Annotated in this window: 21 protein-coding genes and 3 pseudogenes; 12 read left to right on the top strand and 12 right to left on the bottom strand. The window is 70.6% G+C overall.

Features of this window, described 5'->3' with window-relative positions:
* Positions 1 to 78: 78 nt before the first annotated feature.
* From STRVI_RS55930 to STRVI_RS12310, 3 genes are all read right to left on the bottom strand, one after another.
* Positions 79 to 759: an alpha/beta fold hydrolase gene (locus STRVI_RS55930; RefSeq protein ID WP_353477071.1), complete on the bottom strand. Its 681-nt coding sequence runs from the start codon at positions 757 to 759 to the stop codon at positions 79 to 81.
* Between the two features lie 162 nt (positions 760 to 921).
* On the bottom strand, positions 922 to 1,821 hold the full coding sequence (locus STRVI_RS12315) for an aldo/keto reductase (RefSeq protein ID WP_014055973.1): 900 nt from the start codon (positions 1,819 to 1,821) through the stop codon (positions 922 to 924).
* Complete coding sequence (locus tag STRVI_RS12310; protein WP_014055972.1) at positions 1,818 to 2,708, bottom strand: helix-turn-helix domain-containing protein; 891 nt, start codon at positions 2,706 to 2,708, stop codon at positions 1,818 to 1,820. The genes STRVI_RS12315 and STRVI_RS12310 overlap by 4 nt, the downstream gene beginning before the upstream one ends.
* Positions 2,709 to 2,827: 119 nt before the next feature.
* On the opposite strand from STRVI_RS12310, the gene STRVI_RS12305 reads away from it, so the two are divergent.
* On the top strand, positions 2,828 to 3,835 hold the full coding sequence (locus tag STRVI_RS12305; protein ID WP_251982606.1) for a LacI family DNA-binding transcriptional regulator: 1,008 nt from the start codon (positions 2,828 to 2,830) through the stop codon (positions 3,833 to 3,835).
* Between the two features lie 21 nt (positions 3,836 to 3,856).
* Here the strand turns inward: STRVI_RS12305 and STRVI_RS12300 are convergent, their stop codons facing one another.
* The 3 genes from STRVI_RS12300 to STRVI_RS12290 all read right to left on the bottom strand — a co-directional run bounded on the left by STRVI_RS12300 (position 3,857) and on the right by STRVI_RS12290 (position 7,110).
* Positions 3,857 to 4,162, bottom strand: a complete 306-nt coding sequence (locus tag STRVI_RS12300; protein WP_043235808.1) for a hypothetical protein — start codon at positions 4,160 to 4,162, stop codon at positions 3,857 to 3,859.
* 180 nt (positions 4,163 to 4,342) lie between these two features.
* Positions 4,343 to 6,253 (bottom strand): amidohydrolase, encoded by a 1,911-nt coding sequence (locus STRVI_RS12295; RefSeq protein WP_014055970.1) that lies wholly within the window; start codon positions 6,251 to 6,253, stop codon positions 4,343 to 4,345.
* A 158-nt stretch (positions 6,254 to 6,411) separates the two neighbouring features.
* Positions 6,412 to 7,110, bottom strand: a complete 699-nt coding sequence (locus STRVI_RS12290; RefSeq protein WP_043238587.1) for an SDR family NAD(P)-dependent oxidoreductase — start codon at positions 7,108 to 7,110, stop codon at positions 6,412 to 6,414.
* A 114-nt stretch (positions 7,111 to 7,224) separates the two neighbouring features.
* Between STRVI_RS12290 and STRVI_RS12285 the strand changes: the two genes are divergently transcribed.
* Positions 7,225 to 8,091, top strand: a complete 867-nt coding sequence (locus STRVI_RS12285; protein ID WP_014055968.1) for a helix-turn-helix transcriptional regulator — start codon at positions 7,225 to 7,227, stop codon at positions 8,089 to 8,091.
* A 76-nt stretch (positions 8,092 to 8,167) separates the two neighbouring features.
* On the opposite strand, the gene STRVI_RS12280 is transcribed toward STRVI_RS12285, so the two are convergent.
* From STRVI_RS12280 to STRVI_RS12265, 4 genes are read right to left on the bottom strand one after another with little or no spacing between them, the layout of a single operon-like run.
* Positions 8,168 to 8,728: a GNAT family N-acetyltransferase gene (locus tag STRVI_RS12280; RefSeq protein WP_014055967.1), complete on the bottom strand. Its 561-nt coding sequence runs from the start codon at positions 8,726 to 8,728 to the stop codon at positions 8,168 to 8,170.
* Between the two features lie 13 nt (positions 8,729 to 8,741).
* Entirely contained in the window at positions 8,742 to 9,578 is an 837-nt protein-coding gene (locus STRVI_RS12275; RefSeq protein WP_014055966.1) for a MerR family transcriptional regulator, read from the bottom strand.
* A 29-nt stretch (positions 9,579 to 9,607) separates the two neighbouring features.
* Complete coding sequence (locus tag STRVI_RS12270) at positions 9,608 to 10,414, bottom strand: alpha/beta fold hydrolase (protein WP_251982605.1); 807 nt, start codon at positions 10,412 to 10,414, stop codon at positions 9,608 to 9,610.
* 55 nt (positions 10,415 to 10,469) lie between these two features.
* Positions 10,470 to 12,752 carry a serine/threonine-protein kinase gene (locus STRVI_RS12265; protein ID WP_043235803.1) on the bottom strand — a complete coding sequence of 761 codons (2,283 nt, stop codon included), beginning with the start codon at positions 12,750 to 12,752 and terminating at the stop codon, positions 10,470 to 10,472.
* Between the two features lie 187 nt (positions 12,753 to 12,939).
* Here STRVI_RS12265 and STRVI_RS12260 point away from each other — a divergent pair, with 187 nt between their 5' ends.
* The 8 genes and pseudogenes from STRVI_RS12260 (at position 12,940) to STRVI_RS12225 (ending at position 23,118) form a co-directional block, all read left to right on the top strand.
* Positions 12,940 to 14,304 carry an ATP-grasp domain-containing protein gene (locus tag STRVI_RS12260; RefSeq protein ID WP_014055963.1) on the top strand — a complete coding sequence of 455 codons (1,365 nt, stop codon included), beginning with the start codon at positions 12,940 to 12,942 and terminating at the stop codon, positions 14,302 to 14,304.
* Between the two features lie 97 nt (positions 14,305 to 14,401).
* Positions 14,402 to 16,441: a CocE/NonD family hydrolase gene (locus tag STRVI_RS12255; protein ID WP_014055962.1), complete on the top strand. Its 2,040-nt coding sequence runs from the start codon at positions 14,402 to 14,404 to the stop codon at positions 16,439 to 16,441.
* A 56-nt stretch (positions 16,442 to 16,497) separates the two neighbouring features.
* The gene (locus STRVI_RS12250) at positions 16,498 to 17,151 is read left to right on the top strand and encodes a HemK2/MTQ2 family protein methyltransferase (RefSeq protein WP_043238583.1); all 654 of its coding nucleotides are present in this window, start codon (positions 16,498 to 16,500) and stop codon (positions 17,149 to 17,151) included.
* Positions 17,132 to 17,359, top strand: coding sequence for a CDGSH iron-sulfur domain-containing protein (locus tag STRVI_RS12245; RefSeq protein WP_014055960.1), 228 nt, complete (start codon positions 17,132 to 17,134; stop codon positions 17,357 to 17,359). The genes STRVI_RS12250 and STRVI_RS12245 overlap by 20 nt, the downstream gene beginning before the upstream one ends.
* Positions 17,360 to 17,549: 190 nt before the next feature.
* The gene (locus STRVI_RS12240; RefSeq protein WP_014055959.1) at positions 17,550 to 18,572 is read left to right on the top strand and encodes a Ppx/GppA phosphatase family protein; all 1,023 of its coding nucleotides are present in this window, start codon (positions 17,550 to 17,552) and stop codon (positions 18,570 to 18,572) included.
* A gap of 203 nt (positions 18,573 to 18,775) precedes the next feature.
* The gene (locus STRVI_RS12235; RefSeq protein WP_014055958.1) at positions 18,776 to 19,528 is read left to right on the top strand and encodes an SDR family NAD(P)-dependent oxidoreductase; all 753 of its coding nucleotides are present in this window, start codon (positions 18,776 to 18,778) and stop codon (positions 19,526 to 19,528) included.
* A gap of 185 nt (positions 19,529 to 19,713) precedes the next feature.
* On the top strand, positions 19,714 to 20,637 hold the full coding sequence (locus STRVI_RS12230; RefSeq protein WP_014055957.1) for a DMT family transporter: 924 nt from the start codon (positions 19,714 to 19,716) through the stop codon (positions 20,635 to 20,637).
* Between the two features lie 140 nt (positions 20,638 to 20,777).
* Positions 20,778 to 23,118: pseudogene (locus tag STRVI_RS12225) on the top strand (glycoside hydrolase family 65 protein).
* Between the two features lie 5 nt (positions 23,119 to 23,123).
* Here the strand turns inward: STRVI_RS12225 and STRVI_RS52040 are convergent.
* Complete coding sequence (locus tag STRVI_RS52040; RefSeq protein ID WP_014055956.1) at positions 23,124 to 23,654, bottom strand: hypothetical protein; 531 nt, start codon at positions 23,652 to 23,654, stop codon at positions 23,124 to 23,126.
* A gap of 134 nt (positions 23,655 to 23,788) precedes the next feature.
* On the opposite strand from STRVI_RS52040, the pseudogene STRVI_RS12220 reads away from it, so the two are divergent.
* Together STRVI_RS12220 and STRVI_RS12215 are read left to right on the top strand one after the other, a co-directional pair.
* Positions 23,789 to 24,621 (top strand): annotated as a pseudogene (locus tag STRVI_RS12220) (aminoglycoside phosphotransferase family protein).
* A 143-nt stretch (positions 24,622 to 24,764) separates the two neighbouring features.
* Positions 24,765 to 25,034 (top strand): annotated as a pseudogene (locus tag STRVI_RS12215) (transposase); the annotation flags it as partial.
* Between the two features lie 120 nt (positions 25,035 to 25,154).
* Here STRVI_RS12215 and STRVI_RS12210 read toward each other — a convergent pair.
* Complete coding sequence (locus STRVI_RS12210) at positions 25,155 to 26,063, bottom strand: LysR family transcriptional regulator (RefSeq protein ID WP_014055955.1); 909 nt, start codon at positions 26,061 to 26,063, stop codon at positions 25,155 to 25,157.
* Between the last annotated feature and the right edge of the window lie 193 nt (positions 26,064 to 26,256).

Below are 26,256 nucleotides of genomic sequence, written 5' to 3'. Positions count from 1 at the left end.
GCGGCCGCTCACCCCTTCATCGCGGCCGCTCACCCCTTCATCGCGGCCGCTCACCCCTTCATCGCGGCTGCTCACCCTTCATGACATGCACCAGCAATGCGCAGAACGCCGCGGGTTGTTCCAGCGGTGCGAGATGTCCCGCGCCCGGGATGACCACCACTCCACCCGCGCCCAGCTCACGCGCCAGACTCTCGCCCCCGTGGAAGAAGTCGGGCATGTCGCGCTCGCCGACGCCCACCACGGCCGGGACGCCGAGTGTGCGCAGCGCGGTCGGGTCCTCGTCCAGCGGGTCCGCCGCCCGGGCCCGTTCGCCATGGGTGAGTTGGGACCGCAACTGGTCGCGCAGCATGCGGGCCGCGTGCGCCCGCGCTTCGCGGGGTGCGTCCGCCGCCGTCCAGGCGTCGACGCCTGCCCGTACGGCGGCGTCGATGTCGCCGGCGTCCAGTGCCGTTCTCTCGCTGTCCCAGGCCGCCGCAGGCGAGGGGAGGGTGGTTGGTCATGGGGGCGGTAGCCCACCAGGACCAGGCCCGCCACCCGGCCGGGTGCCGTGACGGCCACCTGGAGCGCCACCAGCGCGCCGAGCGAGTTCCCGGCCAGCACGAAGCGGTCGACCCCGAGGTGGTCGAGCGTGGCGAGGACGTCCGCCCAGGGTGCCACCACGCGCTCGTCGGGCACGAGCGCCGCACCGTGGCCGGGCAGGTCCAGGGCGATCGCCCGGACGCCTGCCTCGGCGAGCAGCGGAAGGTGCGCCCGCCACATGGTGCGATCCGTGGGCCGGGCGTGGAGCAGGACGACGGCGCGCCCGTGGCCCGCCTCGTCGAAGGGCAGCAGCATGGATCGGTCTTTCGTCGGTGAAGGTGCACAGGTGACGGTGCGCAGGTGAGGGCGCACACGGGGAGGCCGGCCGCGCGGGCGTGGCCGTCATACGGCGTCGGTGAGTTCGGCGATCTCTTCGCCGCTCAGGCGCAGTTGTGCCGTGGCCACATTGTCCTCGAGGTGGGCCACCTTGGAGGTGCCGGGGATGGGCAGCGTGGTCTCGGAGTGGGCCAGCAGCCAGGCGAGTGCGACCTGGGAGGGGGTGGCGCCGTGTGCGGAGGCGATGCGGTCGACCGGTCCGCCGGGCCGGGTGAGTCGGCCGGCGGCCACCGGGGCCCAGGGGATGAAGCCGATGCCGTGGCGGGTGCAGTGGTCGAGAACGTCGGCGGAGCCGCGGTCGGTGAGGTTGTAGCGGTTCTGGACGGTGGCGATGTCGGCGATCCGCCGGGCCTGCTCGATCTGGTCGACGGCGACCTGGGAGAGGCCGATCGCGACGATCTTGCCTTCGTCCTGGAGTGCCCTCAATTCACCGACCTGGTCCTCCAGCGGGACTTTCGGGTCGACGCGGTGCAGCTGGAACAGGTCGATGTGGTCCAGGCCGAGGCGCCGCAGGCTCATCTCGGCCTGCTGGCGCAGGTATTCCGGGCGCCCGACCGGCGGCCATGCCGCGGGGCCCCGGCGCACCGGTCCCTGATCGGTCTCGATCACGTCGGGGCCGTTGCGGGTGAGACCGGCCTTGGTGGCGATGAGGACGTCGTCCGGGTAGGGGTGGATGGCCTCCCGGATGATCTCCTCGCTGATGTGCGGCCCGTAGGAATCGGCGGTGTCGATCAGCTGGACGCCGAGTTCGACGGCGCGGCGGACCACGCGGAGGCACTCCTCGCGGTCGTCTGGTTCGCCCCACACGCCGAGTCCGGTGAGTCGCATGGCGCCGAAGCCCAACCGGCCCACCTTCTTCCCGGCGATCTCGAAACTGCCGGTGGCGTGGGCGAGGGATGCGGTCACGAGCGGAGGTTTCCTTCCTCTGTGGTGGTGTCCCGTTCAGCGGAAGCGGCGCTCTGCTCGGCGGAAGCGGCGCTCTGCTCGGCGAGCCGGCGCAGCAGGATCAGGCCATCGCCGCTGGTGCTGCCGGGTTCCGCGCTGTAGACGGACAGGTGCTGGCCCGGGGCACTGGTGACGGCCAGCGCTTCGAAGTGCAGATGGAGTTCACCGACCCGCGGGTGCCGGAAGTGCTTGTCCTCGTGGGTGCGCGGGCGGACCTCGTAGCGGGCCCACAAGGTGGCGAACGCGGGGCTGCGCACGCTCAGCTCGCCGACGACACGTTCGATGCGCTCATCGCCCGGGAACCGCGACGACGACGCCCGCAGATTGCTCACCGCGGTCCACGCCGCCTTCTCCCAGTCGCCGTAGAACTTCTGGGCGAAGGGATCAAGGAAGATCATCCGGAGCAGGTTGTCGTACCGGGCGAAACCGCGGTACAGCTCCCGCGCCATCGCGTTCGCGGCGAGGACGTCCTGGGCCGCGCCGACGACGAAGGCGGGCACGTCGTGCATGCCGTCCATCAGTCGCCGCAGCTCGGGGCCGACGGTCGCCGTCGAGGACACGGACGGCCCGAGGACGGGCAGGCCGAGCCGGAACAGATGCGCCGCCGCGGCGTCGTCGAGCCTCAGCGCCCGCGCGATCGACTGGAGCACCTGCTCGGACGGGTGCCGCTCACGGCCCTGCTCCAGCCGGATGTAGTAGTCCGTGCTCACCCCGGCGAGCAGCGCCACCTCATCCCGCCGCAGACCGGGAACCCGGCGGGAAGGGTCGTCGGGGAATCCCACGTCGGGCGGCGCGGTCATCGCGCGGCGGGCGCGCAGATAGTCACCGAGCTTGTTCTCGCTTTCCACGACGGCCAGGCTAATCAGGACAAGGGAGCCGCGGGTGGGTGCGCCGCACCCACCCGGAGGTCAGCGGCTGCCTGCGTCGGGGGCGGTCGAGGGCGGCGCGGGAGCGTATTCTGCCGGGCGTGTCCAAGGTGACGATCGCGGACGTGGCACGGGCGGCGGAGGTGTCGACCGCGACGGTGTCCAACGTGCTCAACGGCACGGGCCGGGTCTCGGAGCCGACGCGGGCCCGGGTGAAGGCGGTGGCCGGTGCGCTCGGCTACGGCCCGGCGGGTGGCGGCGGGCGCACCCTGGGGCTCGCGGTGACCGCTCATGGTGAAAGTGCGTGGGACTTCGCGAGCGTGCCGTACTTCGCCCAGGCCATCAGCGCGGCCACCATCGCCGCCCATCGGCGTGGCTACGCGCTGATGGCGATGCCCTCGGGGCCCGCCGAACACATGTGGCGCGCCCTGCCCGCGGCCGGGGTGGTGCTGGTCGACAGTCCGCCCAGCGACCCCGTGGTGCGGCTGCTGCGCGCTCGCGGCCTGCCGTTGGTGTTCGATGGCCGGCCCGGCGAGCTGCGGGCGCGGGAGACCTGGGTCGACACCGATCACGAGGCCATGACCCGCCGCGTCCTGGAACATCTGGCCGGGCAGGGCGCGGAGCGGATCGCGCTGATCGCCGGGCCCACTCAGGAGTACTACACCCGCGCGAGCGTGACGGCCTACCGGCGGTGGTGCTCGGGCACCGGTGTGCGGCCGTGTGTTGTCCCGTTCGCCGAGGACGGCTCCGAGGAACCGCGGCTGGACGCCCTGCTGACCGGGGACGGCGGGAGGGGCGGCGGGCCGGACGCGGTGTTCGGCCTGTACGACCCCTGTGGCCGTCAGGTCCTGGAGGCGGCCGCGCGGTGCGGTCTTTCGGTGCCGGACGACCTGATGGTGGTGTGCAGCAGCGAGGATCCGGCCTACGGGCGCACCACCCCGCCCGTCTCGACGGTGTCGCTGGCCCCGGAGCAGGCCGGGGCGGCGGCCGTCGACGCACTGGTGAGCCTGGTGGAGAACCCGCCGCACACGCCGCCGCCCGTGGTGATCGAGACCCGTCTGGAGGTTCGGTCCTCCTCGATGCGCCGATCCCGCCGGCACACGTCATGACGGAAGCGCCGGGCCCCGAGGTCAGGAGTCCGTTGCCGTGATGTCGAGCGCGGCGAGGAAGGCGGTCGCCGCCGGTGTGCGGCTGAAACCGCTCCAGATGACCTCATCGCGGTGTTCCGCACAGAGCCGCCCACCGTCCTGCCAACCGGGGCGACCGCCGTCGAGGGCGATGCGAACGACCCCGGCCACATGGGCCGGTTGTTCGCCGGAACCGACGCGGTCGTGGCCGCGCCCCGCCCCGCCCCGCCCCGCCCCCGGCCACGAACACACCGCCGTCACGACCACGACGGCGCCGCTCGCCGCGGCCGCGACAGCCCGGACGCGCATCCTCGTCGTCGGCGGCGCCGCACCCCTGCGGATCCCGGGACGCCCCGACCGGCTCGTGCTCGGCAGTCCGGACTATGTGCCACCGGCGTTCCGCGCCATCGCCGCCGCCTGCGCCACGCAACTGGACACCTGTCGGGCACACCCGGCCAACGCAGCGCGGTACGCCAGGTGGACAGGTGGTCAGCCCTGACACCCGCAGGCGGCATGGCGGCCGTGCACGGAGGCGAGGGAGGCGGGCCGGGCCGCCAACGAAGTGGCGGAGGCCGGCGCGCCCGGCCGATCCGCGTCCCAGATGCGCCTGCCGCCCGCCAGTGTCAGACGCACCTTCGTACCGGTGATGTCCTTGACCGGCACCCGGGTCACATCCCGGTCGAGCACGATCACATCGGCGGCCCGGCCCGGGGTGAGCACACCGGTCTCGCCGTCTATACGGAGCTGATGGGCCGAACCCGCCGTGTGCATGCGCAGGCTGGTGGTTCGGCTGATGCCCTCCCGCTCCGGGTACAGCGCCCCGTCGTCGCCCTTCCGGTCGATGGCGGTGCGGATCTGGTTGAAGGAGTCGAGCGGGTCCACCGGCCAGTCCGATCCCCCGGCCAGCGCCGCGCCGTGCCGCTCCAGGCTGCGCGCCGGATACATCAGCCGGTGGCGGTCCGGGCCGATGTAGGGCAGGAGGGCGTCCACCGTCCACACATCGCGCATCGCCCACTGCAACTGCATGCAGGCGACCACGCCCAGCGGCGCGAAGCGCCGGTAGTCGTCCGGGTGCACCAACTGCAGATGGGCGATGGTGTGCCGGTTGCCACGGCGGCCGTTGGCCCGTATCGCCGCCTCGTAGCCGTCCAGCGCGGTGCGCACCGCGCGGTCACCGATGGCGTGCGCGTGCAACTGCCAGCCGGCCCGGTCCAGTACGGCCGCCAGACGCCCGTACTCGGTGGAGGTGACGTACAAGTCGCCGCGGTTGTCGGTGGGCTTGCCGTGGCCGTCGAGGTACGGCTCCAGCAGCGCGGCGGACTGCGCGGGGTACTCGATCACTCCGTCGAGGAAGACCTTCGCGGTCCCGAAGCACAGGCCGGGCACCTCTGCGTACTTCTTACGCTGCTCCTCGACGTAGGCCAGCGCGGCCTTCGGGTCGCGGATGAGGTCGAGGTCCAGGCGCAGCGCCGGAATGACCCGCTGGAGCAGCCGGCCCGAGTCGGCCAGGTCAGCATAGGTGCCGAGTCCTTCGGTCCGGGTGGCCGCGTCCATGTACGTGGTGATGCCGCTGGACGCCGCGTGCCGGAGGGCCTTCGCCTCGGCGGCGAGCAGCTTGTCCCGGTCCGGCGGCGGAATCACCGCCTCGACGATGTCCTGCGCGGTGTCCTTCAGCAATCCGGACGGCGCTCCGGCCGAGTCGTGGACGATGCGGCCCCCGGCCGGATCCGGGGTACTCGACGTGATCTTCGCCAGATCGAGGGCGCGCTTGTTGACCCAGGTGTTGTGGGCGTCCGAGCCCCTGAGCGCGATCGGCCGGTGGGTCGGCAGCGCGTCCAGGATGCGGTGGTGGGTCTCGGTCCCGGCGGGCAGGCCGACCGGGTTCCAGTCCTCCACCACCAGCCATCCGTCCGGTTCCTGGTCCTTGCTCGCGTTCAGGAACTCGGTGAGCTTCGCCTGGAGTGCGGCGACGGTGAACGTCTCATTGCCCAGGGACGGGTTGAGGGTGCGCGACCCGGCCTCCAGGCAGTGTGCGTGCGCATCGATGATCCCCGCCATGACGGTGCCACCGCGCGCGTCGACGAAGTCGGTGTCCCTCCCGGCCAGCCGGCGCACCAGGGACGCCGGGCCGACCGCGAGGATCTTCCCGTCCCGCCCCACGGCGATGGCCTCCTGCTGCGGCACATACGGCAGACCGGTCAGCACCCGCCCACCGTGAATGATCGTCGCGGCCGAACGACGGGATCCCGACGAGCCACGGGATCCGGACGAGCCCCGGGATCCCGACGAGCCACGGCCGGAGGCCGCGAACGCGTCGGAGCCGCCCAGCCCGAGAGCCCCCGCGACACCCGCTGCGCCCACGGCCGACAGAAGACGACGGCGCGCCAGGTCAAAGCCCATGCTCACTCCCTGAGTGTGATGAGGTAATGACGCGTCAGCCTCGGTGATTAAGCACGTAAGCACCAGCCACCCGGGACTGCGGATATGGCCCGTGGGCGACGGCATCAACAACGATTTCCGTCGTTGCCCGCCCGGTCGGACACACGGTTATGGCTGTTTCAGGACCAGGCGATCTCGCCATCACGGGAGACGAAGCGGCCGGTGCCGGCGCCGGGCCCCTCGGTGGCGAGGGCGACGATCGCGTCCGTGCCCTCGGTGACGGTTTGGGGGCCGCTGTGCCCGTTGAGGTCGGTCGCGGTGTATCCGGGGTCGGCAGCGTTGACCCGGATGCCCTCGAGCCCCTTGGCGTACTGCGTGGTCAACATCGTCAGCGCCGCCTTGGAGGCGGTGTACAGCGGCACGACGACGCGCGACTCGGCCCGGGCGGGGTCGTGGGTGAGGGCGAGGGAGCCCATCCCGCTGCTGACGTTGACGATCACAGGATCGTCCGAGCGGCGCAGCAGCGGCAGGAACGCGGTGGTGGTGCGGATGACGCCGATGACGTTGACGTCGAGGACGGCGTGGGCGTCGGCGGCGGTGAGGTCGCCGGGGTCGCCGACGGGGCCGTGGACACCGGCGTTGTTGATCAGGACGTCGATCCTTCCCTCGTGTGCGGCGACGTTCGCGGCCGCGGCGGCCACGGACGCGTCGTCGGTCACATCGATGGGGACGTAGCGTGCGCCGAGCGCGGCGGCGGCCTCCTCGCCCTGCTCGCGGTTACGGGCACCGACGAGCACGGTGTGGCCACACTCGATCAGGCGGCGGGCGGTCTCACGGCCGAGACCCTTGTTGGCTCCGGTGATGAAGGTGATCGTCATGCGTTCGATGCTGGTCCCGACGAAGGTGGCGGACCAGGGAGGCTTCGACGGTAGGAAGACCAGTACCACCTTCGCGCCGACAGGCACGACCGCGAATGAAGGAGGATGGCGAGCATGCCGACGACCCCCGGAACCGGACTGGGCGCGATGATCCGCACCTGGCGGGACCGGCTGCCTCCGTCGGCCGCCGGGCTGCCGGTGGCCCGCGGGCGCCGGACGGCCGGACTGCGGCGCGAGGAACTGGCCGAGCTGGCCGGAGTGTCGGTCGATTACGTTGTGCGCCTGGAGCAGGGGCGGGCCACAACACCCTCCGTGTCGGTGGTGGCGTCCTTGGCGCGCGCCCTGCAGTTGTCCACCGCCGAGCGGGATCACCTGTACCGGCTGGCTCAGCTCGTCCCGCCGGTGGACGGTGCGATCTCCGACCATCTTCCGCCCGGCGTGCAGCGGGTACTCGCCCGGCTCGGGGACGTGGCGGTTGCCGTGTTCGCGGCGGACTGGCAACTGGTGTGGTGGAACCGTGGGTGGACCGCCCTTCTGGGCGATCCCTCCGCCTCGCCGCCGCGGCTGCGCAACTTCGCTCGCGACCGGTTCCCGGTGGACGCCGCTCCCGCCCACCTCGCGCGGTGGCCGGTGACCGAGACGGACCGCGCCGCCACCGACGCCGCCGTCGTCTCCGATCTGCGCCGCGCCACCGGCCGCTTCCCCCAGGACGGCCGCTTGGGCGCGCTGATCCGCGAGCTGAACGCGGGCAACCGGAGGTTCGCCGAGCTATGGGCGACCGGAGAGGTGGCCGCGCACCGCGAGGACCACAAGACGATCGACCACCCGTTGGTGGGCCCGGTCACGGTGGACTGCGACACCCTGACCGACGGCGACTCCGAACTCAAGATCGTCATCATGACCGCCGCCCCCGGCAGCGAGGACGAGACCAAGCTCCGGCTCACCACCGTGGCCGGTCCACCGGCCACCACGCACAGCTGATCCGGCCTACGCGTCGATCGGCCGACCGCATGTGCGCGCCCGACCGGCCGCATGTGCGCGGCGAGGCTGAGGGCGGCTATCGGCGTTGCTCCCAGGCGGCCCGCGTGAGCTCGTACTCGACTTCGCCGTGCTCGGATCCTTCGATCGCCTCCGGCCAGTCCCCGGTGAAGTTCCGGAGGAACGACAGACCCGCCTTCTCCATCACCCGCCGCGAGCGGGTGTTCACCGCCATGATGTCCGCGGTGACCCGCTCCACCCCGAGGTCCGTGAAGCCCTTGTGGATCAGGGCCCGCGCACCCTCCTCGGCGTAACCCTTGCCCCAGGCGGCCTTGTTCAGCCGGTAGCCGAGTTCCACCACGGCGGGGCTGTGGTCGTCCAGGGGGCGGAACTCGAACCAGCCCAGGAAGGTTCCGGTGACCTTCTCCTCGGCGGCCCAGTAGCCGCGGGTGCCGAAGCACGGGTGGTCGTGGAGAAGGCGGGGCAGGATCTGGGCGTGGAGCGTCTCGCGGCTCGTCGGCTTGCCGCCGTTGAGGAAGCGCATGACGTCGGGGTCGTTGTCCAGCGCGAAGAGGTGGTCGGCGTCGGCCTCGGTGAGCGGGCGCAGCACGAGCCGTTCGGTCTCCAGGAAGACATGCATGCCGCGATCCTCATCACCGGCGGCCGGGCCCGCCACCGGATACTCGTGGCGGGCTGCCTGCCGCCTGACCGCGGTCGGGTGGCGCGGCCACGCGCTCGAGCTTGGTCCAGCCGGTCCAGCCCCGCTGCTTCAGCAGCTCGATCAGCCGGCGGGCCGATGGCATGGTGTCGAAGGCGAGGGTGTCCATCACCTTGGCGAGCGGTGGCGCGATGTCGGCATCGTCGATGTAGTCCGCGCCCCGCTCCTCGGCCATCTGCGTGAGGTAGGCGGCCAGTTGGTCGGCCAGTTCGACCAGCCGTGGGTCGTCGTCGGTGCGGTCGAGTGCCTGGCCCAGGGTGCGGTAGAAGGCGATGAAACGGGGGTCGGCGATCTGCTCCCGTTTGCGTGCCATCCACTCCGGGACCCGCTCGGGTGCGTGCGCGGCCAGTGGGATCCAGCCGTCGCGTTCGACCTGGACGATCCGCTCGTCGACCCCGAGCGCCCGCAGTCGGTCGAGGAACTCGACCACCTCCGGGGGCAGGGCCAGGCTGTCCCCGGCGGCGAGGCGGGCGATGCGCTCGCGGTGCCGCTGCCGCTCCCGGATCTCCGCCCGCAGCCGCTTGTCGATGTCCGTGACCGCCGTGGCGAACCCCTCCTCGTCGGCCCGGAGCAAGTCCCGTACGCGCGCCAGCGGTACCCCGGCCTCGGCGAGGGTCCGGATTCTGATCAGCTCGACGACGGCGTCGGCGCCGTACCTCCGATAGCCGGAGTGGTCCCGCTCCGGCTCCGGCAGCAGCCCCTTGGCGTGGTAGTGCCGCACCGCGCGCACCGTCACTCCGGCGTACGACGCCAGCTCGCCGATGGTCAGCATCGGGTCAGTCTCCTCGGTCGCTCGCGAAGTCAGCCCATGGGCCGAGGGTGTGCGCTTCGGATGATCTCCGCGATCTCCGGGGCGTGGGTGAAGGCCAGGCGGTGGTCGGCGTCGAGCCAGGACGTGGAGATGTGCGGGCGCTCGCGGACGAGGCGGTCGATACCGGCACGCCAGAGCCGGTTGTGCCGCGGCGCACGCCCCTCGGTGCTGTCGCCGGCGATCGACGTCGACATGATCATGTTGATGGGGCAGTCGATCTTCCGGTACCGGTCGAGGATTGCGGACCGCACCACATCCATCTCGAGCTGCAGGTCGAGGACGTGCCGGGCGGTGAGCAGCACCTGCCGGGCGGTGCCCTTGGCCCGCTCGATCTCCCGCCGCGTCGCCGGATCCTCCGCCATGGCGCGGAATTCCGGCAGGTCGGCGTCGGTGATGAACGGTTCGGGCAGCGGGTTCGCCCCGTCGATGAGGACGAGCCCGGCCGCGCCGTCAGGACGCTCGGCGGCATAGTGCACGGCCAGGTCCGCGCCCAGCGAGTAGCCCACGAGCACGGGCGGCGAGGGCAGGTCGAGGCGTTCCAGGTCCGCCAGCACGGCGAAGAGATCACTCAGGAACGCGTCGAAGGAATACCGGTCGGCGGCCGAGGCGAGGCCATGGCCCCTGAGGTCGAAGGTCACCACGTCGTGGTCGCGTCGAAGGTGCCCGGTCAGCTCATGCAGATCGGCCTGGGTGGAGTTGAGGCCGGGGCACAGGACAAGTGGCCGTCCCCGACCGCCGCGGGACACCGGGATGGTGACGCCGTCGTGGTGGACCGTGAAGTGCTGAATCCTCGTCATGCCGCCCATGCTGCGGGGTTGCCCCTGCGTCAGGGGCAACCGCCGCGGCGAACTCTCACCGCGCGCTCTGTTCGGGGTTCTTCCACAGGTACACCTTGTGGTGCTTGGTGTCGTTGCCCGCGATGAGGCGGCCGTCCCGGCTGAAGGCCACGTCCCGGACCGTGCTCTCCGGCCCCTGCGCGCCGGTCACCAGGATGGCGCGTGGTTTGCGGGTGGCCACGTTCCACAGCAACAGTCCTCGTCCGGCGGGGGCGGCGAGCGTCTTGCCATCCGGACTGAACGCCAGGTGGTCGACCCTCGCCTGGTAGGAGTCGCCGAGGGTGGCTCGCTGACGGCCGGTCTTCGCATCCCACAGCCGCACCGTGTCGTCGTAGCTGCCGGTGGCGATGGTCCTGCCGTCCGGACTGAACGCCAGGCTCAGGACTCCTTGCGCGGGGGAGATGGTGAGCCGTGGATCGTCCTGGCCGTAGGGTTCCGGATCGCGGTGTGCCACGTCCCACAGCCGCACCGAGTGTTTCGGGGTGAGGTTGCTGTCGGAGTCGTCGCTCGCGGAGGCCAGCGTCCGGCCGTCCGGGCTGAAGGCCACTCCCGTGACGTTGGCCTCCTGGTCGTAGTAGGCGAGTATGTCGTCCTTGTGGTTGTTGGTGTCGAACAGGAACACCGAACCGGTCTGACTGCCGGTGGCGAACAGCTTGCCGTCCGGGCTGAAGGCCACCCTTTCGCCGCCATCGACTGTGGTACCGAGAAAGCGAACCTGCCGGTGCTCGGCCACGTCCCACATGGTCAGCCAGCCGGTCATATTGGTGGCCGCGAGGAGCTTGCCGTCGGGGCTGAACGCCACACCGCGGCCCCCGAACCCGTCATTCCCGACGCTGTCGCGTTGGATGAAGGTGGCGCGTGGCTTGCGGTCGGCGACATTCCACAGTCGCACCTTGCCATCGTCGCTGTTCGTGGCGAGCGTCTTGCCGTCCGGGCTGAACGCCATGCCTTCGGTGTCCCTGGACTGCCCGGTGGGGCCGATAGCGGCCGTCGGCTCGAACGAGCGATAGGGGTAGCCGGGGCCGCGGTCGGGGGAAGAGCCGGGGAGGTAGACGGCGATCAGGACGACGGCGAGGACGAGGATCCCGACTCCGCTGAGCAGTACGGGCAGCCCCGGCGCGGGCGTGGTGAGCGGGTCCGGCACCGGCGGGTTCGGCGAGGTGTCCGCACTCGGTGGGGTCGCGGGACCGCCGAGGGCGGCGCCCCGTGCCGGGTCGTGCGCGGCCGGAGCGGACGGCGGCGGTACGGGGGCGGCGGGCCCGGACCCGCGCGGCGACAGTGATGTGCGTGTCTCGGCGTCGGGCAAGCCGGGGGCGCCCGGCGCACCAGGGGCGTCGAGCGGGCCGGGTGTCCCGCGCTCGGGCCCTGACGGGGACACCACGGTGCGTGGGTGGGCGTCGGCGATCCCCGCCGTGGAGACCTGGCGGCACTGCTCGATGACCTCGGCGGGGGTCGGCCGCCGCTCCGGGTCCTTCTCCAGGCATCGCGCGGCGATGGTTCGAAGGGGCTCGGGGCAGCCGTCGAGGTCGGGGGCCTGTTCCAGGATGCGGTGGACCACGCCGTGGTCGGTGCCGCCGCCGAAGGCGAGCCGGCCGGTGGCGGCGAAGTGGGCGACGACTCCGAGGGCGAACACATCACCGGCCTCGGTGACGTTCTGCCCCCTGATGTATTCGGGCGCCATGTAGGCGGGCGTTCCGGTGCGCATCCCGGTAGCGGTCACCGTGGTGACATCCGCGGCCCGGGCGATACCGAAGTCGATGACCTTGGGGCCCTCGGCGGTGAGGATGATGTTGGAGGGTTTCAGGTCACGGTGGATCACATCGGCCGCGTGGATGGACTGCAGGGCTTCCGCCACCCTGGCGATCAGCCCCAGCGCCGCGTCGGCCGCCAACGGCCCGCTGTCGGCGACCGCGTGCTGCAGGGACGGCCCGGGCACGTAGGCCGTGGCCAGCCAGGGCTCATCGGCCCGCAGATCCGCGTCCACGACCGGCACGGTGTACAGCCCCTGCACCCGCCGGGCCGCCGCCACCTCCTGCTCGAAGCGCTTGCGGAACGTCGCGTCGCCCGCGTATTCGCGATGTACGACCTTGACCGCCACCGCGCTGCCGGCCGGTGTCCGCCCCAGGTAGACGCGGCCCATCCCGCCCGCGCCCAGAATCGCCTCCAGCCGGTACGGGCCGGCTTGGGGAGGATCCGCATGCCCCAGTGGGCTGTGGGGTGGCGGAGATATCGGCCACCCCGGTTGTCCCCCCGCATCAACAGGCGGCATCGCCGGTCGACCATGGTCCGATCGGGACATGCTCCCCGTCACCCCGTCTCTCACCATTCAAGCGAGCGACAGCGTAAACGAACCCACCACCGCCTAACAGCTCTCCCCCTTGAGACGGCAGGAAGTCACTCCGAACTGCCACGTCACATCGGGATTGGCCGCCCGCTGGGGGGTACTCAGGACGCCGGAAAACGACGGACCAGGGAGGGACCACCCAGTGGACGAGAACAACACGGCCGAAAAGAACACGGCCGAGAAGAACATCTTTGTGATCGGCCTCGACGAGGCCAATGAGCCCATTCTGGAAAGTGGCCCCGGTGCCGACCGGTACCGGTTCCACCGCCTGCTCACCATCGAGGATCTGCAGAGCGGCGAGGTGTCCGTGGCGGATCTCATCGCCAAGGCGGAGGGTGTGCTGGATGCCTTCGAGGGCAGCATCGACGCGATCGTCGGCTACTGGGACTTCCCGGTGAGCACACTCATACCGATTCTCGGCGAGCGCTACGGCACGCGCAGCACGAGTCTGGAGTCGGTCGTCAAGTGCGAGCACAAGTACTGGAGTCGGCTGGAGCAGCAGAAGGTGATCGATGAGTGCCCACGGTTCGGCCGGGTGGATCTGCAGGCGCGGGACCCACAGCCACCGGAGGGTGTCCGCTTCCCGATGTGGCTCAAGCCGGCCCTCGCGTACTCCTCGGAGCTGGCCTTCTCCGTCAAGGACGAGGAGCAGTTCCGTACGGCGGTCGGCGAGATCCGTGCGGGCATCGGCCGCGTCGGCAAGCCCTTCGAGGCCGTCCTCGAACGGCTGGACCTCCCCCCGGAGATGGAGGGTGTGGGCGGCCAGGTGTGCCTCGCGGAGGAAGCGCTGAGCGGAGTCCAGGTCGCCGTGGAGGGATACGTCCACGACGGCGAGGTCACCGTCTACGGCGTGCTGGACTCCATCGACTACCCCGACAGCCCCTCTTTCCTGCGCCACCAGTACCCCTCGGCCCTGCCGGAGCCCGTGATCCAGCGGCTGCATGACGTCTCCCGGCGGGTCATGCGGCAGATCGGCATGGACGGGGCGACGTTCAGCATCGAGTACTTCTACGACGCCGGGACGGACGAGATCAATCTCCTGGAGATCAACCCCCGGCACTCCCAGTCGCACGCCGAACTCTTCGCCTACGTCGACGGGGTGTCCAATCACCACTGCATGGTCAGCCTCGCCCTCGGCGAGGACCCCGCCCTGCCGTACCGCGCCGGCCCCTACCGGATGGCCGCCAAGTGGTACTACCGGTGGTTCGCCGACGGCGTGGTCCATGACACCCCCGTGGACGAGGAGATCGAGCGGATCGAGCGCGAGATCCCGGGCGTACGGATCGATGTGGTCCCCGAGGAGGGGCAGCGGCTGTCGCAGATGGACCAGCAGGACAGCTACAGCTTCGAACTCGCCCACATCTTCACCGGCGGGGACAGCGAGGAGGACCTGCGCGAGAAGTACGACCGCTGTGTCGCCGCCCTGAACCGCCTCTTCGACGCCACCGCCCCGGGCGGTCTGCAGGACGAGAAGCGGAAGAACGAACAGGACAGGGAGCGGGGCTGAGCCCCGGCTGCGACCGCCCACGGACACGGCCGGTGTGCCGGTGGCGTCCGTGGGCACCCGTGCACCCCCGCCACCAGGGAAGGAGCAGATCGGCCCTATGCGCCTCGTGAGCAATCTGCCGTGCGCGACAAAGGAAGAGGAACACGTCACGATCCCCATGTCCGACGGCATTCGCCTGTCGGCGCGCATCTGGCGTCCCACGTCCTCGGACGAGGAGCCGGTGCCCGCGGTGCTGGAGTACATCCCCTACCGGAAACGGGATCTGACCTCCGTACGCGACTCCATCCACCATCCGTACATCGCCGGTCATGGCTACGCCTGCGTGCGCGTCGACCTGCGGGGCACCGGGGAGTCGGAGGGGGTGCTGACGGACGAATACCTGGGACAGGAGCAGACGGACGCCGAGGAGATCCTGGCGTGGCTCGCCGAGCAGCCCTGGTGCGATGGCGCCACCGGCATGATGGGCATCTCCTGGGGTGCCTTCGCCGCCCTGCAAGTGGCCGCCCGGCGGCCGCCGAGTCTGCGCGCCATCGTCATCGCCTCCTTCACCGACGACCGGTACGCCGATGACATGCACTACATGGGCGGTGCCCTGCTGTCCGACAACCTCGCCGAGGCGGGCACCATGTTCGCCTACGCCACATGTCCGCCGGACCCGGCGGTGGTCGGCGAGCGCTGGCGCGAGATGTGGCACGAGCGGCTGGAGAACGCCCGCCCCTGGGTGCTGGAGTGGCTGCGCCACCAGCGCCGCGACGACTACTGGCGGCATGCCTCGGTGGGCGAGGACTACCAGGCCGTGCAGTGCCCCGTGCTGGCCTCCAGCGGCTGGGCGGACGGCTACTCCAACGCCGTGACACGGCTGCTCGGCCAGCTGGACGTACCGCGCAGGGGGCTGATCGGCCCGTGGTCGCACAAGTACCCGCACCTGGGCGAGCCGGGCCCGGCCATCGGCTACCTCCAGGAAGTGGTGCGGTGGTGGGACCACTGGCTGAAGGGCGTGGACAACGGCGTCATGGACGGGCCCATGCTGTGGACGTGGATGCAGGACAGCGTGGCGCCGTCCACCTCCTACGAGGAGCGGCCCGGCCGCTGGATCGCCGAGCCCCGGTGGCCCTCCCCCAACGTCGAGCCCGCCGTGCACCCGCTGACCGGCAGGCGCATCGGCGCCCCCGATGACACATCGTCCGGGCAGGAGGCGCAGGGCGAGCCGCTGACCGTGCAATCGCCGCTGTCTGTCGGCCAGTTCGCCGGCAAGTGGGCCTCCTACAACGCGCCTCCGGACCTGCCGTACGACCAGCGGGAGGAGGACGGCGGTTCGCTGGTGTTCGAGACCGATCCACTCACCGAGCGGGTGGAGATCCTCGGCTCGCCCTCCGTCGAACTGGACCTGTCGGTCAATGAACCGGTGGCCATGGTGGCCGCCCGGCTCTCCGATGTGGCTCCGGACGGCCGCGCCACCCGTGTCACCTACGGTCTGCTCAATGTCGCCCACCGCGAGACCATCGGTGACCCCGAGCCGCTGGAGCCCGGCCGGCGCTACCGCGCCCGTGTCCGGCTCAACGGCGTGGCCCAGGCGTTTCCGCCCGGTCACCGCATCCGGTTGTCGCTGTCCACGTCGTACTGGCCGCTCGCCTGGCCCCCGCCGAGGCCCGCGCTGCTGACCGTCTACGAGGCCACCAGCGCCCTCACGCTGCCGCTGCGCCGGGCCTCGTCGGGCGAGGATCGGCCCCAGCGCCCGTTCGGGGAGCCCGAGGGCACGCCCCCCGTCGCCACCACCGCGCTCACCCCCCGCGAGGAGCGTTGGGACGTCAAGCGCGACCTGGTCGGCTACCGGTCCGAGCTGGAGATCGTCAAGGACGCGGGCACCCAGCGCTTCGAGGACATCGGGATGGATGTCGGCCGCCGGGCGTACGAGCGCTACACCGCGGTCGCGGACGACTTCACCTCGGTCGGCGGCGAGTCGACCTGGACCATGCGCTTCCACCGCGACGACTGGGACGTACGCGTGGTGACGAGCACGGTGCTGCGCTCCAGCGAGACCGAGTTCTTCGTGAACGCCACACTGGACGGCTACGAGGGCGACCGGCGGGTGTTCTCGCGCACCTGGAACGAGACGCTGCCCCGGGACTGTCTGTGATCTTTACCGCCGCACCGCACGCGCACTCCTCGGCCCTGTGCGGGTACTCGCCGCTGATGCTGTTCAAGACGCCGCCAGGGGTGTACGCGCCGCAGGACGACACATGGATGCTGGCCGAGGCGCTGCTGCGGGAGGACATCACGGCCGGCACGGCCGTCCTGGACGTGGGGACGGGCAGCGGGGCCCTGGCCCTCGTCGCGGCCGGGCGCGGTGCGGCCCAGGTGACCGCGGTGGACGTCTCACCGCTCGCCGTGGGCGCCACCTGGCTGCGGGCCCGCCTCAAGGGGCTGCCGGTGCGTGTCCTCCACGGCGACCTGCTGACACCGGTGGCGGGCCGCGGATTCGATCTCATCGTCGCCAACCCGCCCTATGTGCCGGTGGCGGGGCGGCGGGCCCGCCGGGGCCGCGGTCTGGCCTGGCGGGCCGGGGCCGACGGACGGGCGGTGCTGGACCGGATCTGCCGGGACGCGCCACCGTTGCTGCGTCCCGGCGGCGTACTGCTGCTGGTGCACTCGGCGCTGAGCGGGACGGAGCGAACCCTGGCGCAGTTGACGGCCAGCGGGCTGCGGGCGGAGGTGGCCGACCGCCGCACGATCCCGTTCGGCCCGGTGCTGCGCGCGCAGGCGCCCTGGCTGGAGGCCCGTGGGCTGATCGCCCCGGGCGAGACGAAGGAAGAGCTGGTGGTGATCCGTGCCGAACGACGAACGTGACCGCGCGGTGCGGGTACGGCTGGGGACCGATGGCCCGATGCTGATGGAGGGGCCGGTCGAGATCACCCTGCCCGACGGCAGCGTGGTGCGCTCCGACCGCTTCGCGGTGGCCGTATGCCTGTGCGGCCGCAGCGCGCGCTACCCGTGGTGCGATACCAGCCACCGCCGCAGACCTCCGAGGCCGCGGCGCGGATCGGACGCGACGTAGCGGATCGGACGCGACGTAGCAGAGCGGACGCGACGTAGCAGAGCGCCGCCCGCCTCACCCGCGCCCCGCCGCTCCGCCGTCACCCCGCCGTCGCCGCCAAGGCACCGCGCAACCCCCTGCGCAGGTGTTCTCCAGGTGAAGCGCGATCAACGGAGGTCTGAACTCGCGGCGGGTGGGGCACTCAGGGCATATGCGCTGTGGAGTGATCGACATCGGATCCCGTACGGTCCACCTCATGATCGCCGGGCTGGCTCCGGGCAGGCCCCCGGAGCCGGTGGCCTCGTGGAAACAGCCGGTCCGTGTGGCCGAGGCGACCGATCGCCAGGGGGTGATCCGGCCTGACGCGATCCGGTCCCTGGTCGGCGCCGTGACCGCGAGTGCCGCGGCCGCTCTCGCCCACCATGTCGACCGCCTGATCCCCTTCGCCACCTCGGCGGTGCGGGACGCGACCAACCGGGACGCCGTACTCGGCGAGATCGAGGCCGCCACCGGTATCCGTGTGGGGTTCATGACCGGCGAGGAGGAGGCACGGCTGACGTTCAGGGCGGCACGCGGCTGGCTCGGCTGGTCGGCGGGGCGGATCCTGCTCCTCGACATCGGCGGTGGCTCGCTGGAAATCGCCTGTGGCAGCGGCAGATACCCCGACCTCGCCGTCTCCCTGCCGCTGGGCGCCGACCGGCTCACCCGCCACCATCTGCCCGATGTCACGCCGGTGAAGAAGCGGGACGTCAGTGCGTTGCGCGAGCACGTACGCTCCGTGCTCGGCCAGTGCACCGCCGAACTCCGCGCCCAGCCGGCGCCCCTCTCCTGCGTCGCCACGTCCAGGACCTTCACGCAACTGGCCCGCCTCGCCGGAAAGCCACAGTCCCGCGACGGCCTGCCCGCGCTCCACAGTCTCAGCCGGAAGGACCTGGGGCCCTGGGTGCCACAACTCGCCGCCAAGACGGACGAGCAGCGAGCGAGACTGCGCGGCATCTCCGCCTCCAGGGCGCATCAGTCCCTGGCCGGTGCGATCGTCGCGGAGGCCGTCATGGAGGTCATGGAGGTGGAACGACTCACCACCTGCCCGTGGGGCCTGCGCGAGGGCGTCCTGCTCGACTACGTCTCCGGCCTCGAAGGCGAGCCTCCCGCTCCCCCGGCACTCACCTCGCTCCCGGCCCTCGCCGGCCACCGACGGCTCCACGGCATCGGGGCGGTGGCGGCCGACGCATGAGAACGGGGGAAACCGCGGCATCGCCCGGACCGGCTGATCCACGGGTTATGGCCGCCATTGGCTTCTCCTATGGCCGAGCGACATCATCGGCAGGCAACCCGCGCTTGTAACGGACATCGCCACGGCAATGAGTCGGCGATCAGCGGGAGAAAGCGGCATCGCCCTCCCGTGGAATACCCGTGATAAAAGCGAAGGATTGGCCGATGAGTTCTGCATACCTTGCCGGGAGCGTCGCGTTGGTGACCGGGGCCACCAGCGGTATCGGTGCGGCCACCGCGGCGAAGCTGGCCGAACGAGGCGCGCATGTGCTGGTGGCGGGCCGGGACAGGGCGCGGGGTGAGGCAGTGGTCGGCGCCGTCCGCGGCCGTGGCGGCAGGGCGGACTTCGTCGCCGCTGATCTGCGGGACGCCGAGTCCGTACGCAAGCTGGCCCGCGAGGCCCGGGAACTGGGCGGCGGCCGGGTGGACGTCCTGGTCAACAATGCCGGGATCTTCCCGTTCGGGCCGACGGACCAAACGCCGCAGAGCGATGTCGACACCGTCTACGCGCTGAATGTGAAGGCGCCGTTCTACCTGGTGGCGGAGCTCGCCCCGGCGATGGCGGAGCGCGGCTACGGGGCGGTCATCAACGTGAGCACCATGGTCGCCGAGTACGGGGCGCCGGGAATGGCGCTGTACGGATCGAGCAAGGCGGCGCTGAACCTGCTCACCAAGTCGTGGGCCGCCGAGTACGGCCCGCGCGGGGTCCGGTTCAACGCCGTCGAGCCGGGGCCGACCCGCACGGAGGGCACGGCCGGTATGGGTGAGGACCTGACGGCTCTCGCCGCGCAGGCGCCCACCGGGCGGCCCGCCGCGCCCGAGGAGATCGCCGAGGCCATCACCTTCCTGGCGAGCGAGGCGGCGAGCTTCGTCCAGGGCGCGGTGCTGCCGGTCGACGGCGGTCGCGTGGCCGTCTGACCCGGCGCGGACCGTGGCCTCACGGCCCTGGGCCTCGCCCACCGGGAGGATCCAGGGCCGGTGTCCCTCTGATGGCCTCCGCCGGCAATCGGCGGAGGCCATCGCCGCGCGCAAGCTGTGTAGCCTGGCGGAAGGGCCCAGGGAGCGCACCAGGAGAGAAGCACGCGAGCCCAGGAGTGGTGCCCATGGTGACGATGACGGTCGTGCTGTCCATCGTGTTCGCCCTGCTCGCGGCCGGCAGCAACGCACTCGGGACGGTGTTGCAGCGCCGCGCCGCGCTCACTGTTCCCGCGTCACGATCATTGCGCCTCGGGCTGATCCGCGACCTTCTGCACACTCCGGTCTGGTTCGGCGGGATGCTCGGCGTTGTCTTCGCCGCCCTTTTTCAGGCCCTCGCGCTGGCCACCGGATCGCTCGCCACCGTACAGCCCATCTTCATTCTCGAACTTCCGCTGGCTCTGGTGATCGGAGGGATGGTCTTTCGCGTCGGTGTGTCGCGCAAGGCATGGATCTGCGTGGCCTGCATCGTCGGTGGGCTGGCGCTGGTGCTCTTCTCCCTGGCCCCCACCGGAGGGCGCGACCAGGTGCCCGGGATCTGGTGGTTGCCGGGGCTCACGGTCACCGGAGGGATCGGTGCCGCCCTCGTTCTCGCCGGTCTGCGGCGCCCCGCCGGACTGCTGCGAGCGGCCTCGCTCGCGGCAGCGGCGGCCATCGGAAACGCCGTCACCGCGGCGCTGGTCAAGTCGGCCATGAACATTCTTTCCGATCAGGGCGCCGTCGCCTTCTTCGCCGCGTGGCAGACGTACAGCTTCGCGGCCGTCGGCGCGTTTTCCCTGTTCCTGCTCGGGGTCGCCATGCAAGGGGGCCCGCTGATCGGCTCGCAACCCGCTTTGACGCTCGGCGATGCCACGGTGAGTTTCTGTCTCGGTGTGACGCTCTACGGCGAGCAGCCGCGTGCCGGATTCTGGCTCGTACCGGCGCTGCTGGGGCTGAGTGTGCTCCTGTACGGAATCTTCGGGCTGTCCCATACGCGTTGCCTCGCCCAGTGTGTCGACCGGAGCAGGGATGAACTCGGTGGCGTCGGGGAGCCTGCCGCCGCGCGCGGATGACGTCACCGGTAGACGCGGATGATGTCGCCGGTAGACGCGGGTGATGTCGCCGGTAGAATCGTGAATACGGCGAAGTCGGGCCTCCCGGACAAAATGAGCGTCGTGGCGTCGGACCTCTACGAGCGGTTGGAGGGTCGAAAGTGATCAGCCACCATGCCTACGCCGTCGAGCCGTGGTGCTTGCGCGAGACCGAGCTCAACCTGGACGTCCTCGCGCAGAGCGAATCCGTCTTCTCCGTGCCCAACGGGCATGTCGGCTGGCGCGGCAACCTCGATGAGGGCGAGCCGCACGCCCTGCCCGGCAGCTATCTCAACGGTGTGCACGAGCAGCATCCGCTGCCGTACGCGGAACCGGCTACGGATTCCCCGAGTCCGGCCAGACGGTGATCAACGTGACCAACGGCAAGCTCATCCGGCTGCTGGTCGACGACGAGCCGTTCGACTTGCGCTACGGGCGGTTGCGTTCGCATGAGCGCGTGCTCGACCTGCGCACCGGCCTGCTCCACCGCGTCTGCGAGTGGACATCGCCGGTCGGCAGGACGGTACGGTGCGCGCCACCCGACTGGTCTCCTTCACCCAGCGCGCCATCGCCGCGGTCGCCTACGAAGTGGAGCCGGTGGACGCCCGGACGCACGTGGTCGTCCAGTCGGAACTCGTCGCCAATGAGCAACTGCCCGAGCTCAGCGGCGATCCCCGGGTCGGCGCCGCCCTGAAGTCATGCCTTCGGCCCGAGGAACACGCCGCGGTCGATACGCGGTTGCGCCTGGTGCACCACACGGCGGCGAGCAATCAGCGGATCGGGGCCGCGGCCGACCATGTGGTGCGCGGCCCCGCATCCACCCGGAGCTCCAGCGAGAGCGCGGACGACGTCGGGCGCCTCACCGTCACCGCGGTCCTGGACCCCGGCGAGACGCTTCGCATCGAGAAGTTCGTCTCCTACGGCTGGTCCGGAATCCGCTCACTGCCGGCCGTCCGGGACCAGGTCGAGGCCGCGCTCACCGGTGCGCGCAACACCGGCTGGCAGGGCCTGATCGACCAGCAGCGCGAGTATCTCGACGGCTTCTGGCGCCATGCCGATATCGAGGTCGACGGCGACGCGGAAATCCAGCAGGCCGTCCGCTTCGCCCTCTTCCATGTCCTGCAGGCGGGCAGCCGGGCCGAACAGCGGTCGATCCCGGCGAAGGGCCTGACCGGCTCCGGATACGACGGACACGCCTTCTGGGACACCGAGACGTTCGTTCTGCCACTGCTCACCTACGCCTCGCCGAACTGCGTCGCCGAGGCCCTGCACTGGCGGCAGAACACCTTGCCGGCGGCGCGGGCGCGCGCCGGGCAGCTCGGACTGCGGGACGCGGTCTTCCCCTGGCGCACGATCGACGGTGCGGAATGCTCCGGGTACTGGCCGGCCGGAACCGCGGCCTTCCACATCAACGCGGATATCGCCGCCGCCGTGCGCTACATCTGGGCCACCGGCGACACCGACTTCGAACGGCGCACCGGTGTGGAACTGCTGGTGGAGACGGCCCGGCGTTGGCATTCGCTCGGTCATCACGACTCCGGTGGCCGCTTTCACATCGATGGCGTCACCGGCCCCGACGAGTACAGCGCGCTCGCGAACGACAACGCCTACACCAACCTCATGGCCCGGGCGAATCTGCTGGCCGCCGCCGATGTGGCCGAGCGCCACACGGAGCAGGCCGCGGCGCTCGGCGTCGACAGGGAAGAGGCCGCCGGATGGCGTGACGCGGCCAAGGCGATGTCCGTGCCGCACGTCGGTGCGCTGGGCCTGCACGAGCAGTCGGCGGGCTACATCGGTCTCGACGTATGGGCTTTCGGGGACACGCCACCCGAGCTGTACCCGCTGATGCTGCACTTCCCGTATTACGACTTGTACCGGAAACAGGTGGTCAAACAGGCGGATCTGGTGCTGGCGATGTATCTGTGCGGCGACGCCTTCGAAGCCGACCAGAAGGCGCGCAACTTCGCCTACTACGAGCCGCTGACGGTCCGGGACTCCTCGCTGTCGGCCTGTGTCCAGTGTGTGATGGCCGCCGAAGTGGGCCATGTGCGGCTCGCCTTCGACTACCTGGGCGAGGCCGCGCTGATGGACCTGGCGGATCTGGAGAAGAACACCCGCGACGGCCTGCACATCGCCTCCCTGGCAGGCACCTGGGTGGGACTGGTCGCCGGCTTCGGCGGCATGCGCGACCACGGGGACGTCCTGTACTTCGCGCCCAGGCTCCCCGAGAGCCTCAGCCGGCTGGCCTTCTCCGTGCTGATCCGGCAGCGCTGCCTGCGGGTCGACATCACGGGCTCGCAGGTCACCTACACCTTGCGGGACGGCGAGCCGCTCCGGATCAGCCACGGCGGCGAGGTCATCACCCTGTCCAAGGGCGCGCCCCAGACCCGCCCCGTCCAGCCACCGACCGCCCTGCCCGAGCCCTCCCAACCCCCGGGCAGACGACCCGCACCACGCCGCTGACCGAATCAGGGACCTACTGCCACACAAACGGTTTCCGCCCGTTCCTGGCCGCTGTCGGCCATGCGTTGGACACGTGACCACTTCTGCCTGAACGGCGCGGGTTGAATGTCCCCGTGCGCCCACCCTGCGGCGTGCAGCGCCGCTACGGCTTCCGCACATGACAGTGCTTCACCCAAGCCGGGCTCTGGCGAGGCCACTTGGGCGCGGTGCGGCTGCCAAAGGTCGTACAGGCTGTTGCCCTGGTGCCAGGGCTGGACGTTCCAGGTGCCGTGTTCCCAGTCGCCATAACTGACGTGGTCCCGGTTGAGGTGCCGCAAGACTGCGCCCTCACGGGCGGGGGCCAGGGCAGTCCACTCCTGGCCCTCCCATTCACTTGTTGCTTCGATGGGATAGCCGAGCTTGACGGCAAACCGGCCGCGCCACGTCTCGACATCCCAGACCGTTGATCCGCGCCGGTTCAGTACGAGCCGCCTCGCTGAGGGCGCCAGCGTCTCCAAGACGCTGGTGGGGATCTCGTACGGCGCTACGTCGGCCATGAATTCTCTGTCGCGCTGACGGTGCCTAATCTCCAGCTGTAGATCGCGATCTTCGTAGTGCGCGGTCTGCGGGGCGGCGGGAGCGGCCGCCTTGGGCTTGGTGGCTGTGGTGGGCTGGCGCGTAGGGTGCCGGGATGATCGCGATGCCAGAGGAGTTCGCACAGAGCACCGTCGACCGCGAGAGGGAAGCCGGGGCGGCGTGGCTCGCCGAGCTGCCCGGGATCGTGGAGGAGTTGATGGGGCGCTGGGGGTGCCACATCCCGGCAACGTTCATGAGCCAGATGCGTTCGTTGCGTGGGGCGGGTGCGGCGCCGTCCTGTTGCATGAGCGCGACGACGCGCGGTTCGCGATGCTGCTGGAGCGGGTTCAGCCGTCGACCCTGGCGGAGATCGAGGACGGCGACGAGGTGGTGACAGTCGCCGGGCGGCTCAATCGCCGCCTGGCCATCCCCGCACCGCCCGGTCTGCCCCGGCTGCGTGAGCAGGCCGATGCCTGGGAGGAGCAGTTGTGCATGGATGCCGAGGAGCTGCCGCATGCATTGCCGCGCCAGGTGCTGGATGCTGCCGTGGCGACTGTTCGGGAGCTGGGTCGGGCCCAGCCGGACGCCCTCATCCACGGCGACCTGCATGCCCGGAACATCCTGCGTGCCAGCCGCGAGCCGTGGCTGGCCGTCGACCCCAAGGGGTATGCAGGAGATCCGGCTTACGACGGCGGCACATTACTTAAGTCCCGCGCGCTGACGCTTCTGGAGGCGGATGACCTGCGCAAGGCTGTCGACCGTGTCTTGGACGTCTTTGCCGAGGCCGCGGAACTCGACCGCGGACGCGTCCAGCGGTGGGCCCAGTTCCATGCTGTCCAGGCTGCTTTCTGGGGTCGCCGTCACGGGTTCCGTATCGCCGGACCTCGGCTGGACTGGCTCACCGAGTTTGCCGACCGCCTGGCGGAGTTGCTCACCGAACGCTCGTAGTGCGTGATGGTGCTGGCCGAGCCCGGCGCGGAGACGGGTGCGGCCACTGTTGATCATCGTGACTTGTGTGGAGTAACGATGAGACGGTGGCCGCAGGTCACAGCATAGATCCCGTCCGTTGACGGGAGGCGTTCGAGGTGGCCATGGGCCTTATCGCGGGACGGTTCGCCCGGGTCGAACCACGGCTGCGGGGCGGCCGGTTGGTGCTGGGCCTGCTGTCGGACCTGCCGCGCAAGGACTGCTGGACGATCGCGGAATGGGTCGGGGAGTCCAGCCCGCACGGCATGCAGCATCGGCTGTGCCGAGCCGTCTGGGACGCCGATGGAGTCCGTGTTGACGTGCGCGAATACGTCGTTGAGCACCTCTATGACGAGGCCGCGGTCCTGGTGGTCGATGAGACCGGCGACGTTAAGTGCCTGTTCTGAACCCCGTATCGGCAGATCAAAAGGCTGAGCGGTGGAGACAGGGCGGCATAGTGAATGGCTTCAGGGCCCGAGGTCGTTCCATATGGGTGCAACGTGGAAAGTGAACGCTCAAACAGTTGCGGGCTGACAGAGGAGTCCTGCACCGCACCAGTTCTGCTGGCTGAGATGGTCGAGCATGGCCGTCTCCGCCGAACCCGGATTGCGCCGCACGCCGACGAGGACGGGCTCGGTCAGGGAGGGCAGGAGCGGGCAGGCCAGTTCCTCGAAGCCTTCGGGGATGGCCGAGGCCGGGACCACAGTGACGCCCAAGCCCTGCGCCACGAGCCGCACCGCGGTGGAGATCTGTGACGCTCGGGCCACCGTGTGCGGGCTGAGGCCCGCGTCGGCGAGCAGGCGGGCGAGGTAGTCGTCGAGCAGGCTGGCGCGCCGGAACCGGATCCACCCCTGTGACGCCAGGTCTTCCAAGCGCAGGGCGGCGCCGTCGGAGAGAAGCGGGTGCCCCTTCGGCAGGACGGCGACGTAGGCTTCCTCGCCCAGAGGGTGAGTGTCGAAGGTGCACCCGGCGGGGATGCGGTGCACGAGGATCATGTCGAGGGTTCCCTGGCGGACCAGTCGTTCCATGTCCGCGGGATCGGGCTCCTCGTGGAGAGTCACCTGCAGCTTCGGGTGGCGGTTGCGTAGCTGCCCCAATGCCTGGGGCAGTTGGCGTGCTCCCAGGCCCATGTGGACAGCGATGATGAGTTCGCCTGACAGTTCCCCGTTGGCGGCGCGGGCGGCCGTGATGGCACGCCGGGATGCGGTCGTCGCGATCTTCGCCTCCGCGAGGAATGCCCGCCCTGCCACCGTCACCGTCACCCCGCTCGGGGTGCGGGTGAACAGTTGCACCCCGAGGTGCTTCTCCAGGGTGCCGATCTGCTGCGACAGAGAGGGCTGAGTGACCCGCAGACGTTCTGCTGCCGCTGTCATGGAGCCCTCTTCGGCGACGGCCAGGGCGTATTCGTATTGGCGCAGGTTCATTCGCATCCACCTTCGACATGACATAGGAGATGTCAATGCAGAGTATACGTTGCCACTATTTGCCTCTATGTCGGGTCGGTCCTACCGTGGTGCACGCCCAGCGCAGCCACCAGGGCCGGAAAGCTGCGGGACGGCAGCCGCGTCCTGCAGGCACGCAAGTCCTGCGACGCCAGCTGTCAAAAGCAGGATGAGG

This window comes from Streptomyces violaceusniger Tu 4113 (assembly GCF_000147815.2).
Lineage (GTDB): Bacteria > Actinomycetota > Actinomycetes > Streptomycetales > Streptomycetaceae > Streptomyces > Streptomyces violaceusniger_A.
This window is presented reverse-complemented; position numbering and strand designations above follow the sequence as displayed.